The organism is Faecalimicrobium dakarense (assembly GCF_000499525.1).
GTDB lineage: Bacteria > Bacillota > Clostridia > Peptostreptococcales > Peptostreptococcaceae > Faecalimicrobium > Faecalimicrobium dakarense.
The window spans coordinates 1-14,284 of record NZ_HG529348.1; the positions used below are offsets into that span (position 1 = coordinate 1).

13 protein-coding genes, 1 tRNA gene and 1 riboswitch are annotated in these 14,284 nt (G+C 27.2%); of the genes, 2 read left to right on the forward strand and 12 right to left on the reverse strand.

What is annotated here, in order from left to right; all coding sequences use genetic code 11:
- From BN899_RS10355 to BN899_RS10385, 7 genes are all read right to left on the reverse strand, one after another.
- Positions 1-866 (reverse strand): NAD(P)/FAD-dependent oxidoreductase (locus tag BN899_RS10355; protein WP_042275111.1); only part of this gene is annotated, 866 nt, incomplete at its 3' end.
- Between the two features lie 17 nt (positions 867-883).
- A complete protein-coding gene (gene trxA / locus BN899_RS10360) occupies positions 884-1,201 on the reverse strand; it encodes a thioredoxin (RefSeq protein WP_042275113.1) in 318 nt (105 codons plus the stop codon).
- A gap of 175 nt (positions 1,202-1,376) precedes the next feature.
- Positions 1,377-2,600 carry a sensor histidine kinase gene (locus BN899_RS10365; RefSeq protein WP_042275114.1) on the reverse strand — a complete coding sequence of 408 codons (1,224 nt, stop codon included), beginning with the start codon at positions 2,598-2,600 and terminating at the stop codon, positions 1,377-1,379.
- Positions 2,590-3,261, reverse strand: coding sequence for a response regulator transcription factor (locus tag BN899_RS10370; protein ID WP_042275115.1), 672 nt, complete (start codon positions 3,259-3,261; stop codon positions 2,590-2,592). Before BN899_RS10370 ends, BN899_RS10365 begins: the two co-directional genes overlap by 11 nt.
- A gap of 192 nt (positions 3,262-3,453) precedes the next feature.
- A complete protein-coding gene (locus tag BN899_RS10375; RefSeq protein WP_042275117.1) occupies positions 3,454-3,636 on the reverse strand; it encodes a hypothetical protein in 183 nt (60 codons plus the stop codon).
- Positions 3,637-3,715: 79 nt separating this feature from the next.
- Positions 3,716-4,549, reverse strand: a complete 834-nt coding sequence (locus tag BN899_RS10380; RefSeq protein WP_042275120.1) for a hypothetical protein — start codon at positions 4,547-4,549, stop codon at positions 3,716-3,718.
- Between the two features lie 95 nt (positions 4,550-4,644).
- The gene (locus BN899_RS10385) at positions 4,645-5,283 is read right to left on the reverse strand and encodes a hypothetical protein (protein ID WP_042275122.1); all 639 of its coding nucleotides are present in this window, start codon (positions 5,281-5,283) and stop codon (positions 4,645-4,647) included.
- 443 nt (positions 5,284-5,726) lie between these two features.
- Here BN899_RS10385 and BN899_RS10390 point away from each other — a divergent pair, with 443 nt between their 5' ends.
- Entirely contained in the window at positions 5,727-6,764 is a 1,038-nt protein-coding gene (locus tag BN899_RS10390; protein ID WP_042275124.1) for a PTS sugar transporter subunit IIC, read from the forward strand.
- 50 nt (positions 6,765-6,814) lie between these two features.
- On the opposite strand, the gene BN899_RS10395 is transcribed toward BN899_RS10390, so the two are convergent.
- The 3 genes from BN899_RS10395 to BN899_RS10405 form a co-directional block, all read right to left on the reverse strand.
- A tRNA-Leu gene (locus BN899_RS10395) sits at positions 6,815-6,898 on the reverse strand.
- A 54-nt stretch (positions 6,899-6,952) separates the two neighbouring features.
- Positions 6,953-8,062 carry a pentapeptide repeat-containing protein gene (locus BN899_RS10400; protein WP_052356804.1) on the reverse strand — a complete coding sequence of 370 codons (1,110 nt, stop codon included), beginning with the start codon at positions 8,060-8,062 and terminating at the stop codon, positions 6,953-6,955.
- A 244-nt stretch (positions 8,063-8,306) separates the two neighbouring features.
- On the reverse strand, positions 8,307-10,034 hold the full coding sequence (locus BN899_RS10405) for a Na+/H+ antiporter NhaC family protein (protein WP_042275126.1): 1,728 nt from the start codon (positions 10,032-10,034) through the stop codon (positions 8,307-8,309).
- A gap of 115 nt (positions 10,035-10,149) precedes the next feature.
- A riboswitch (Lysine riboswitch) is annotated at positions 10,150-10,325 on the reverse strand.
- A gap of 492 nt (positions 10,326-10,817) precedes the next feature.
- On the opposite strand from BN899_RS10405, the gene aspD reads away from it, so the two are divergent.
- The gene (gene aspD / locus BN899_RS10410) at positions 10,818-12,470 is read left to right on the forward strand and encodes an aspartate 4-decarboxylase (RefSeq protein WP_042275129.1); all 1,653 of its coding nucleotides are present in this window, start codon (positions 10,818-10,820) and stop codon (positions 12,468-12,470) included.
- Between the two features lie 41 nt (positions 12,471-12,511).
- On the opposite strand, the gene BN899_RS10415 is transcribed toward aspD, so the two are convergent.
- Together BN899_RS10415 and BN899_RS10420 are read right to left on the reverse strand one after the other, a co-directional pair.
- Entirely contained in the window at positions 12,512-13,657 is a 1,146-nt protein-coding gene (locus BN899_RS10415; RefSeq protein ID WP_052356805.1) for an asparagine synthetase B family protein, read from the reverse strand.
- Between the two features lie 29 nt (positions 13,658-13,686).
- A partial coding sequence (locus BN899_RS10420; RefSeq protein ID WP_330362526.1) for an asparagine synthetase B family protein occupies positions 13,687-14,284 on the reverse strand: 598 nt, incomplete at its 5' end.

Consider the following 14,284-nt stretch of genomic DNA (forward strand, 5'->3'; position numbering starts at 1 on the left):
AATTTATCCAGATAAGAAACTGCACTAAGTGCTGCTATTTGACCTTGACCTGCTGATTTAATATAAGAATATGGCTTTCCTACACAGTCTCCTGCTGCAAAACATCCTTCTATACTTGTTTTCATATTAAGATCAACTTTAATATGAGGTCCATCAGTTTCAATTCCTGGAACTAACGATTTTGGAGATGCACTGTCTTTTATAACAAATACACCATCTACATCAATTTCTTTTTCTTTAAATGCAACCTTATTTACAAGATTATCTCCTTGTATTTGCACAGGTCTATCATTTATAATTTCTATTGAACTATCTAATACATCTGCTGATCTCATTAAAGATTCATTTTTATACATCGGAATAAAATAAGTTTTAGATGCTATTTCATTTAAAAAATTAGCTTCTTCTTCAGATTCTTTATTATATCCTATTATAGCTACTTTTTTATCTTTATATAAAGGTGCATCACAAGTTGCACAGTATCCTACACCTTTACCTAAAAACTCTTCTTCTCCTTTTATAGGCTTTCCATATTCAACACCAGTGGCTAATATTACTGTAGTTGCTTCATACATTTCATCGCCTGACATTAATGCAAAATAATCACCCATAGCGTATACATTATTTATCTTTTTATTAGATATCTCAATATCCATACTTGTTATATGCTCTTTAAACTTATCTTTTAATTCATCTCCACTTATATCATAAAAACCTAAATAGTTATCTATCGATGGAGCCTTTACAAGTTTATTACTTAAATTTTCATTTCCAAATATAATTGTACTTTTATTCCTAATTTTTGCATTTACGGCTGCAGATAACCCCGCTGGACCACTTCCAACTATAGCTATATCATATCTCATATTTACCACCTATCATTTTATAAATGTGATTGAACTTTAGCTTTTATCTTTTCCTTAGGCATAAATCCTACTAAAGATTCTACTGGTTTTCCATCTTTAAATATCATCATTGTTGGTACTGTTGATATATTAAATTGTTGAGCAATTTCTAAACTTTGGTCTATATCAACTTTTACAAATCTTGCTTCATTTTGCATCTCATTTCCTAATGCCTCAAACACTGGAGCTAACATTTTACAAGGCCCACACCAAGTTGCAAAAAAGTCTACTACTACTACTCCATTGCTATTTTCAACATCGCCTCTAAATTGAGAAGTACTTATAATTTTCGCCATTTTCTTACCCTCCTAAATATCCTTCTATCTATACTATGAATTTCAATATAATATAGTTATTATTTATAATAATTTTAGTTATTATTTATAGTAACTTTAGTTAATGTTTTCTATATTCCAATTATACCCAATATATCGAAGTAAAATCAAATTTTTTTAACTAGCTATTATTAGTCTATTTATTCGGGATTACTATCTCAAATTCTGTTTGCTTACCTATTTCTGAACTTACTTTTATATCATATTTTAGATTTAAGCATAACATCTTCGCTATAGATAATCCTATTCCAGAGCCATCTATATCTTTATTCCTTATATTAGCACTCCTAAAGAACCTATCAAATATATAAGGTATATCCTCTTTATTTATACCTACACCAGTATCTATAATAGATATTCCTATATTTATATTATCCTTTTGAATAACTTTTATTAAGATGTTATCTTCCGTTTTTGTATACTTAAATGCATTATCTATAAATATAATAATTAGTTGTCTTAATTTATTTTTATCTGTATTGATAATTTTATTCTTTAAATTAAAGCATACTTCAAAATTTTTATTTTGAATTTCTGCTATATCAATATAATCATTGCTTATTTCACCTATCAATTTTTCTAAATCTATACTTTCTATATTTAGCTTAGCAATAGCTTCTTCTTTTGTAAGTGACAGTAAATCACTTATCATTTTTTTTATTCTTCTAGTTTCTCTCATAGCATCTGCTATAGTTTCTACCTCATCTCCTATAGTATTCTCTGGAGATTTTAACATACTTTCTAACTTTGATGAAACTATCGATATGGGAGTTCTAATTTCATGTGATGCATCTTGTATAAACTGTGCTTGATTATTCCAAGCAATTTCTATTGGAGCTAATGCTTTTTTTGTTAAATATAATGCTAAAAAATAGGTAATAACCAGAGCTATTATCATTCCAATTATAAATACAAATATAAGTTGTTTAAATGAATTCATTTCGATATCTATATTCCTTATTATTTGGATTCTGTATTTACCAATATTAATGCTTAGTTCTCTAAATTTATACCCATTTTTGCTGTATGTAAAAAATTGATTTTCTTTATTATGATTTTCAGGTACTAAATCATAAAAGTAACTGTTTCTAGTGTAATATCTTATTTTTTCCCCTTCATATATATATACCATATTACTTGGATCTTCTAATATCATAGGACTAAAGAATGAAGTACTTTTTAACTGCCTTGTTACAGAATTTAATTCATCGCTTAATTTATTATCTATACTACTATATGTAAGATTTTTAAAATAAGAAAATATAAATATAGAAAATATTATTAATAAGCTAACAACAACTGCTATATTAACCTTAATCAAGCTATTTTTTGTTTTAGTAAATACATTTTTATTTATCATCAAAAATATAACCCACTTTTCGCTTAGTTTTTATATATTTATCATATCCATACTTATTTAGTTTTTTTCTTAAATTACTTACATATACTTCTACTATTTCCATACTTGAATCAGATTCCATTCCCCATATCCTATCATAAATTTGTTCCTTTAATAAAATAGAACCTTTATTTAATAAAAAGTACTCTAGTAAATTAAATTGCTTATTTTGAAGTTCTATTTCATCCTGGCCTATAAATATTCTTTTTTTACTAGTATCTATTTTTAGTTCTTTAAACTCTATAATATTTCGTTCTTTTAATTTTCCATTGGTTCTAAGAATAGCATATGACCTTGCTACTAATTCTTCTATATAAAAGGGTTTTGTTAAATAATCGTTTGCTCCTATTGTAAAAGCTTCTACTTTATCATCTAATGATTCTTTTGCTGTTAATATAAGAACAGGAGTATCTATATTGTTTCTTCTCATATTTTTTAATATATCTACTCCATTTATATTTGGTAGCATTAAGTCAAGTATTATCAAATCATATATATTTTGATTTATTAGGTACAGAGCTTCTTCTCCATCTTCACATGTTTCTGTTTCAAAATGTTTATTCAATTCTATAGATATACTTTCTATAAGTTTTTTGTTATCTTCAACTATTAATACTTTCATGTTTACTCCTTATTAAAACTGTAGTTTTTAATTTTATATATTAAATTATACATCTTAAGAAAAATATATAAAATAGAATTTATAAAAAATAAAAAGCTTACTATATACTTAATTAATAAGTAAATATAGTAAGCTTTTTACTTTGATTTAATTTATTATTTATTTCGATATAACTGCTTTTAACTCGATATATTACTCAAATTTATTTTGGTTATATTCTTGAATAATATTAACAAAATCTTCTATACTCATATTATTACCTGCATTATCTACCATTTGATGATAATACCAATTTGCAAATTCTGGATTTGCTAAAGTTTCATTCATTTTTTCAAAATCTAAATTTCCATTACTAAAATTATTATTTTCATTCATGTTATCACCCCTTAGAATATTTTTATTATTCGTCGTAGATGTAGGATTTATACATTTACTTTTCCTCCTTGTTTATATATTATTTATTAATGCTAACTTTATGAGATTTAAGGTCAATATCTATACTAGCCTTTTCTTTTACATCATCATAGTTATAGCCTAATATTTCTATTTTTTTTACGGCTTGAGAAGTTATAATCTCCATCTCAACTTCTTCTGATGGCTTTAAAACGCTATATGCAGATATATGACTTACCATTATATATTCGCCATCTTCATTTAATTCTCCTATTTTTAGATTAATATTTCCTAAAGATTTACTTGATGAATTTTTAACTTTTACTCCATAAGTTATTCCATCTTCAGACTCACTTAATTTATATATGTCCGATGTTGCTAAAATTTCATAATCTTTACTACTTTCTAATTCATAAGATTTTTCTTTTATTTTTATATCATTATTTTTAGTGTTTATTAAAACTTCCTTGCCTTCTGCCTCATAACGATACGCTACTACTTTAACGCTATCTGTATATTCCTTATGCTCAAACCCTATGTATGCGCTTTCTCCTGGATTTAGTGTTATATCTAAAAATGTTTCTGATTTATCTATGGTATTTTTACTTTTATCAACTTCTTCATATTCTAACCAAATCTTTGATATATCAAAATTAGCTTTATTTTCTATTCTCGTTGATGCATCTATTTTGCTTTTGTCACTTCTAGATATATTTACAATTTCAGAATTCCCTATACTAATAGCTTTTGCATTATTTTCATTTATTTCTTTATTATGTACGGACTTTTCTTCTTTATCTTTAGGAAAATTATTATTTGTACATGCTGTTAACAAAATAACATTTATTAGTATTACTATAATTAATAAATATAATTTATTTATATATCTCTTCATATTTAAGCACCTCGTGTTCAATATTAATATTATTATATTCTTATATTGCAATAATTTCACTTAATTTTGCAATTTTCATTTTATTTATTAACTATTTATAATAAATGTTTATATTCATTCATAAAATCATTTAATGCTTGAGTTAGTATTTCTGTCTTACTATATTGAGAATTACTGCATATTCTTTCAAAATCTTCCCATGTTTTTTTATCTACTTTTATGCTTGTGCTTTTTAAATCCTCTAACTCTCTATTATCAATATTTATATCTTTTTTATTATTTCTCTTAGGTTTTACAGCTCTATAGTCTTTAACTTGCATATACCAATCATATACTTCACATAGCTTATCCATATCTTCCTGTGTTATATTTATTTTCCTATCTTTTCTAGGTTGTGCTTTCTTAGTTGTACTTTTACTACTATTAACATTTTTACTTAGACTTTTCTTTTTAGGTGTTTTTATTATCTCTTCTTTTTTAGGCGTTGATTTTTTTTGTGCTACTTTCTTTTTGCTATTTTCTTTCTTTCCTGCGTTTATATTCGTAAATGAAATTTGATTTATTTCTTTCTCATCTTTTAAACTATATATTCCATTTTCTAATTTATATCCTCTTTTATTTAAAAAAGCTTTTAATGTTTTGGTTACTATTCCAAGTTCTTTTGCTATATCATCAATTGATACTCCTTTGTTTTGTAACTCTAAAAACTTATCTAGTCTTTCATTTCCTTTCATATTTATTCCTCCATCATTATGCATCTATTGTTTCGTTTATTTATTGTATCATAATATATATTGTTTAACAAAATCTGAGAATATTAGATGTTGATTAAATAATAAATTTTTTGTCAAATAAAATTTTTATTTATGGTTAATATATATATATCAGCTTACATTTTAATATATATATTAAAAAAATATTTTATATTTTTACATTATTTTTATATTCGCTTTAATTCTTTAGAAAGCGCTATTTTATCTTATTTTTTTAAATTATTTTTTCTAAATTTTTGTTATTTTTTTATTTAATTTTCAGTTTTTTCTAAAAAAAACCATTTACTTTTGTCGAAAGTTATTTTATACTCATAATTGTTCAAAGGCGTCTTCGACAGCCATGGGAAAACACTACCAAGAAAGTTGGTTAGTTACATTTTTTAAAATTAGGAGGAAAAATTAAAATGGGACAAATTTTAACAGGTACTGCATTATTATTAGTAGTATTGGCATTATTCACTTTATTTAGTTACAAAGCGCCACAAGGAATGAAAGCAATGGGTGCATTAGCAAACGCTGCTTGTGCTAGTTTCTTAGTTGAAGCTTTCCATGCATCAGTATTTGGTGATTTAGTTGGTATCAAGTTCTTAGGTGAAGTTGGTGCTGCAAACGGTTCGTTAGGTGGAGTTGCAGCTGGTATATTAGTACCACTTGCATTAGGTGTATCTCCAGTTTACGCTGTATTAACAGGTTTAGCTTGTTCAGGATTCGGTATACTTCCAGGTTTCATAGCTGGTTATATAACAGCATTCGTTGTTAAATTCTTAGAAAAGAAAGTTCCAGCAGGACTTGATTTAATAGTTATAATATTAATAGGTGCTCCACTAGCAAGAGGAATAGCTATGTTTATGTCTCCAATAGTTGATGGTACTTTATTACAAATCGGTCAAGTTTTAATACAAGCTGCTGATGCTTCTCCAATAGTTATGGGTCTTATACTTGGTGGATTAATAACAGTTGTTGCAACTGCTCCACTTAGTTCAATGGCGTTAACTTCAATAATAGGATTAACAGGTGTTCCAATGGCTATAGGTGCTTTAGCAGTATTCGGTTCTTCTTTCATGAACTATGTATTCTTCTCAAAAATGAAGTTCGGTTCAAAGAAAGATACAATATCTGTTGCAATAGAACCATTAACTCAATCAGATATAATATCTGCTAACCCATTACCAGTTTACTGTACTAACTTTATAGGTGGTGCTATGTCTGGTGTAATAGTTGCTTCTATGGGTCTTACTGTATCAACTCCTGGTATGGCTACTCCAATAGCTGGTTTCGCAATATCAGTTGCTCAAAACGGAACTAGAGCTTTAATAGCTGCTGCAGGATGTATAGTAGTAAGTATATTAGGTGCATTCATAGGACATGCAATATTCAAAAATACAAAAATAAAAACAGCTGCTGAAATCAGAGGAACTCAACAAGATGATTTAATAGCTTAATATAAAAAAAGAACACAGGTTAACCTGTGTTCTTTTTTTATATCTTTTATTGGTGCGGATGAAGGGAGTCGAACCCCCACGCCATAGGCGCCAGATCCTAAGTCTGGTGCGTCTGCCAATTCCGCCACATCCGCCAATATTTATTTCAATATAATTGTAGTACTATTTATTGTTTTTAGCAACATTTTTTATCTTACTATTTTTCTTGTTAATGTACCTATACCTAATCCCATCATAATTATACCTATTATCATCTCAAAATTAGATACCATATAACTAATTTCTGAAGGTTGACCATTATTTGCACCAACACCACCAAACATCCCTACACTTAAATTTAGAGTTTCATTAAAATCTCCAATTACTTCAGGTAAGCTTAAACTCCCCATATTTGACAATGTATAATGTATATCTTTAGCTTCATCTATAGTTACACCTGTAAATAAATATATAGTTGCAAATATAACCATTATTGCCAGTCCTGAAAACAATGCAAATTCAGGTCTTTCACCATATCCACACGTAAGCCAAGCTATAGTTGATGTAAATCTAGGAATTGGCTTTTTAATTGATTTACGTTGGGTACATTTTGCTAAATAGTAGTATTCTCCAAAATTATTATTTAATGTATTTTCTTTAAACTTATCTGCTAATGTTTCATATGTCATATAGACACCTTCATATTCTTGTTTTGTTCTCTCCTTTATTGGTATTTTATCAAAGTATGTTTTTTCGTCAAATTTAGTTTTATAGTCATCATTAAAATCTAAATTCGTTATATAATAATTAGTCATTTTAAGTCCACTCATATCACAGTCTTTTATTGTTATCATATTTAATTCGCTTTTATTTATTATTGTACATTTCATAAATGTCTGCTCAAAAGCAGTATCTTTTATCTTACAATTTTCAAATATACAATATGAAATATCACTGTTTAAAAACTTAACATACATTTTACAATTGTAAAAACCGCATGATAAATTGTCTTTTTTATTTAACGATGGAGATTGTTCTGTGTCTTCCTTTATTAATATACAATTTTCAAAAACTACTCCACCATCAGCAAATGTGCAATCTTCAAATGTACATCCTACAAATCTACAATCTTTAAATTTAACATTTTTAAAATTGCAATCTTTAAATTTGGTACAAATTATATCTTCATTAATAACTTCATAAAAATCAACTTCATCTAGTACACCCTTTTTACCAAACTCTTCTCCATTAAATGTAGTATAACTATACTTTGGGCTTGGTCTATATCCTACTAAATCTTCATTTCTATGCTTCACCATGTATTTATATACATTTTCATTATTTTTTTTCTTTTTTCCAATTGCTGTCTTGCAACTTCACTTTCTTCTTTAAAATTTATATAACTCATAATTTACTCCTTTTAAATCTAATTAAACTGCCGTAAAATAAAACGCACTGATATATCAGTACGTTTTATTTTTATTATCTACTTTTAATTAAAAAATATACTATCTCGTTATCATAAACTTCAATTGTATCTTTATTATTTGTTATATAAACTATTTATTCGGTTGCTTCTAATTTTTCTTCATCTACTGTTTTTCCAAATATCTGAACTCCTACATAAATTGCTACTATTGAAATTGGTAAAACTATATAAATAGGTAATCCAAGCCCTGCTGGTATATATCCAAATAACACTGTTATAATAGCTACAAATAATGCATATGGCATTTGTGTCTTAACATGTTCTATATGATCACATCCAGCCCCCATTGATGATAATATTGTTGTATCTGATATTGGAGAACAATGATCTCCAAATATTGCTCCGGTTAAAACTGCACTTGTACTTACTATTATAAATGACATTTCTGAATTTATTGAATGAGCTAATGGTACTGCTAGGGGCATTAATATTCCCATAGTTCCATACGCCGTTCCTGTTGAAAATGATATTACCGCTCCTAGTATGAATATTATACTAGGTAGTAGGAAGTATGGTAATGAACCAGATAATAATTCTACCAGATATTTAGCTGTACCTAATTCTTTTATTACTGAACTTAATGACCAGGCAAGTATTAATATAACACCTGTTATTACTAAAGTTTTCATACCATCTACCCAAACATCTATTGCTTCTGAAACTGTAAATATTTTTTTACCTACCGCCATGACCATTGCAACTATTCCTGCAAATAAAGCTGCTTGGAATAATGCTACAGATGCATCTGATGAACTAAACGCTTCTCTTATTGCCTCAAATGAAAATGGTGACGTTTTAAATAATTGTATTAATGTAGCATCATCTCCACCCATTACCACAGAGTATCCACTATAGTAAAATGCTATTAATGCAGCTCCTATTAATGTACCTATTGGTATTATTGCATTCCATATACTTAGCTTTACTCCTTCTTTTGGCTCTAAATCTGAATGTTCTTCTTTAGATACTGCTACTTCAAGGTTAACTGGACCACTTTTTCTAGCTTTTAATTCAGCCTTTCTCATTGGGCCAAAATCCTTCATTAATAATGTTGTTACTACTATAAATACTAATATTAATATGTTATAGAACCTATATGGTATAGTATTTAAAAATACTCCAAAAGCGTCTACTTCTACTCCTATACCTACAAATGCATCATTTATAAGTCCAACTTCAAGTCCTATCCATGTTGATATTATAGCAAGCCCTGCTATTGGTGCTGCTGTAGCATCTATTATAAATGCTAATCTTTCTCTAGATATTTTCATTTTGTCTGCTACTGGTTTCATCATTGGACCTATTATTAATGAGTTTGCATAATCATCAAAGAATACTAAAAGTCCTGAAAACCATGTTATCATTTGTGTTCCTTTTGGTGTTTTTGCTTTTTTAGCTAGTGCTTCAGCTATCGCCTTAGCTCCACCCATTTTAGCTACAAGATTTATTACACCTCCAATTGCTAGAACTTGAAGTATTATACCTGAATTCCAAGGATCTGCTAATGAGCTTAATGCTCTATTTACTACATCTAAAAATGATAGCATTAATGCATTAAATACATTAGTATTTGATAAACTAATTATAAAACTCCCTGACATAATTCCAATAAATAGAGATACTACTACGTTTTTAGTTATAAATGCAAGTATGATTGCTACCACTGGCGGTATTAAAGTGAATACTCCAAATTTTTGTGCATTAATTGATGCACTATCTACCTTAGCTGCAAAGGCTAACGGTGATGATAGTAAAAATACCATCATTGTTAAAAATATAATTCTTAAATTTTTACTGTTCATAAAATTTCCCCCTTAGTTATTTTTGTGAATAAGTTTAGGGTATAAAAAAAAGCCTTGAGTTCACACTCAAGGCTTTAAAATTATGTACACAAATAAAACTATACTATAATAATTCCTTAAATGTAGCTCACCACAAAACAAGTTTGTGACAGTGATACATATATTTTATGCATCCCCAGACATATAACCTTAAAGCATCAGTTATACACTTCGGCGATAATTCCTTTCCTAATAAGTCTTTGTGCTTACCTCATTATTAGTACTGATAAGTATCGCGCCTCTACCCTTTATGTTTATTCACTTTTAATTTAAATAAAGTATACAATATCCTTTTCTAAGTTGCAAGATAATTTAGAATTTTTTTATTTTAATTTACAGATATTAAATTTTATGATAATATTTATAAATAATTCTTATCAAATCAAAATATTTTTTTGTTTTTATAATACATATGGTCGAAATATAGGATTATTGAAGTAAGTTTATTAGATTTATATATAAATGTTCGATTATAAATAATAAATGTATAAAAAATAATATTTGAAATTTATATAAATTTATTAAATTTTTAAGTTGTATTAAGATAAAATCAAATTTTATTTTAATTCTTTTTATTTTATATGACTATAATTTTAATTATTTAAGTATTTTTTATTTTTCCTTTACTTTTATAACGGCATTTTTTTGTCAAACACTTTATTTTTTTATTTACTTTTCAATAATAACCATATTATAATTAAGTATATTAATTTTAATTATTGGTTATTGAGGAGAGTTTTTAGTATGAGAAAATATACTTACGAAGAAATAAAAATGATGTATGGAAGAATTAGTCCTTTTGAATTTAAGGATAAATTAATAGATTTAGCAAAATATAATGCTAAGATAAAAAGTGTCCCTATGCTTGATGCAGGTAGAGGAAATCCAAACTGGACTGCAGCTACTCCAAGAGAAGCTTTTTTCACTTTTGGTCAATTTGCAGTTAATGAAACTCGTTTAAATTGGGATTTAGGCGACTTGGCTGGTATGCCTCAAAAAAGTGGTATATGCAAGCGTCTTTATAAATATATAGAAGAAAATAATAATATGCCTGGAGTAAACCTACTAGAATCTATAATAGATTATGGTATAAATGAATTAAAATTTGATGGAGATAGCTTTGTTTATGAGTTAACTGATGCTATAATTGGAGACAATTATCCAGTTCCAGATAGAATGTTACCTCATATAGAAAAAATAGTTCACGATTATTTAGTTCAAGAAATGAAATATGACACAAACTTAGGTGGAAATTTAGAGATATTCGCTGTAGAAGGTGCTACTGCTGCAATGTGTTATATATTTGATTCTTTAATGGCTAATGAACTTTTAAGAAAAGGTGATAAAATAGCTATAATGACACCTATTTTTACACCTTATCTTGAAATACCTCATCTTCCTAAATATGAATTTGAAGTTATAAATATAAATGCAGATGAAGTTGATTCTTTTGGAAACCATACTTGGCAATATTCAAAATCTGAATTAGAAAAACTTAAAGATACTTCTATTAAAGCTTTATTTGTTGTTAACCCTAATAATCCAGCTTCTATAGCTATAAGCGATGAATGTGCTAATAATTTAGTTGATGTTATTAAAAATTACAATAAAGATTTAATGATTATATCAGATGACGTTTATGGAACTTTCGTTAATGACTTTACTTCTTTAATGGCTAAGCTTCCTTACAATACAATTGGTGTTTACTCTTATTCTAAATACTTCGGTGTTACTGGATGGAGATTAGGTACAATGGCACTTCATGAAGAAAATGTATTTGATAAAAGAATAAATGATTTAGATGATAATCTGAAAAAATCTTTAGATAAACGTTATTCAGATATGAGAATTAACCCATCTAGTATCTCATTTATGGATAGAATAGTTGCTGATAGTAGACTTGTTGCACTTAATCATACTGCAGGACTTTCTACTCCGCAGCAAGTTCAAATGGCATTTTTCTCAGCATTTGCATTAATAGATATTGAAAATGACTATAAAGCTCTTAATATTAGTATTTGTAAAAAACGCCAAGAATTATTATATAATGCATTGCAAATTCCTATGAATGAAGATAAAAATAATGCTTATTACTATACTCAATTTGATATAGAGGGTTGGGCTAGAGCTAATTACGGAGAGGACTTTGTTGGTTTCATTAAATCTAATTACACTCCAGTAGATATTTTATATAAATTAGCTAATAATCACTCTGTAGTTTTACTAAGTGGAAGTGGATTTGCCGGACCAAATTGGTCTATAAGAGTTTCTTTAGCAAATCTTCATGATGAAGCTTATATTAAAATAGGTAAATCCATAAACAATGTATTAAATGATTATTTAGAAGCTTGGAAAAAGTCAAAATCAACTAATTGTATATTACTAAAAAATAGCTAAGATTCTATAATCTTAGCTATTTTTATATTAACTTAATTTATTTAAAAATTTATATTTTGCTTCTCTATATGTATTTGATACCATAAGCAAAATGCAAATATTGTCCAAATTTTTCTTGAATTATCTTCTTTATTTTTTATATGATTATCTAAAATTTCTAGTGCATAATCCTTGTTTATAAAATTATTAACATCTGCTTCATTTATAGTCTTTCTTACAACATCTCCTAAATCTTCTTTCAACCATACTCTTATTGGGGTTGGAAATCCTAGTTTTTTCTTTTGTACCATATGTTCAGGTACTATATCCTTAAATGCTTCTCTAAGTAGTACTTTAGTGTTATCTTTATTGATTTTTTGATTTAATTTCAAATGTTTAGATACTTCTAATACTTCTTTATCTAGAAATGGAACTCTAAGTTCTATAGATTGAGACATAGACATTTTATCAGCTTTTTGCAAAATATCACCTTGAAGCCATGTATTTATATCTATATACTGCATCGTTGTGACATAATCATAATTTCGTTTATTAGCTTCATTGTATATCGATTCTAATATATTTTGATATTTATGATCTTCATTGTAATTTTTTAAAATTAATCTTGCTTCATCATTATCAAATATTTTAGCATTTCCTATATATCTACTATTAAGAGGAGTACTAGCTCTATGCAAATAACTTTTACCTTTAATATCAGGCATCACACCTGAAACTTTATTTATAAACTTTTTTATGCCATCTGGCATACTTTGTATATTTTTTACACTATTGTACTCTTTATATATATTATATCCTCCAAATAATTCATCTGCTCCTTCTCCTGATAATACTACGGTAACATGTTTTTTAGCTTCTTTAGATAAAAAATATATACCTACTTCAGATGGGTCTGCAACAGGGTCATCTAAATGATAAAAAACTTCAGGGAGTGATTTTATGTATTCTTCTTGACTTACGTTAATCGCTATATTCTCTATTCCTAAAGCATCCGCTGTTTTTTTAGCAACGTCTAATTCATCATACCCTTGTACTCCAAACCCTATTGAAAACGATTTTATATTAGGGTTTATCTTAGATGCAACAGATGCAACTATAGCTGAATCTATTCCTCCTGATAAAAATGTTCCTACTTCAACATTTGCCACCATATGTTTTTTTATAGAATCTACAATAACATCTTGCACATCTTTAGATGTAACATCTTTATCTCCATTTAAATCGACGTCATAATATTATCCAAAACTAATTTATTATCTCTTATTGTAAATAAATAACCTGGAGGTATTAATTTTATATTTTTTATCATTGTTTCAATTGGTGGAGCAAACTGAAATGATAAATAATTTTGTAAGCTTTTTTCGTTTATTTTTAGTTTAGGCAAAATATTAATTATAGCCTTATATTCTGATGAGAATGCAACTAAATCATCATTTTCTATATAATAAATAGGCTTTATCCCAAAATGATCTCTCGCTCCAAATATTGTATCCTTTTCTTCATCATAAATTATAAATGTAAACATTCCTCTTAGATCATTTATACATTTATTTCCCTTATCTATATATGTAGTTAATAAAACCTCTGTATCACACTCTGTTTTAAATTGGTATCCTTTTTTGATTAAGCTTTCTTTTAATTCCTCATGATTATAAATTTCACCATTAAAAACTATAACCTTATTTTCTTTTTTTAGAGGTTGGTTTCCATTTTCAACATCTATTATACTTAATCTCTTAAATGCAAATTCTACTTTATCATTTTTATATAAACCTGTATAATTTGGACCTCTATGATTTATTTTTTGCGCTAAA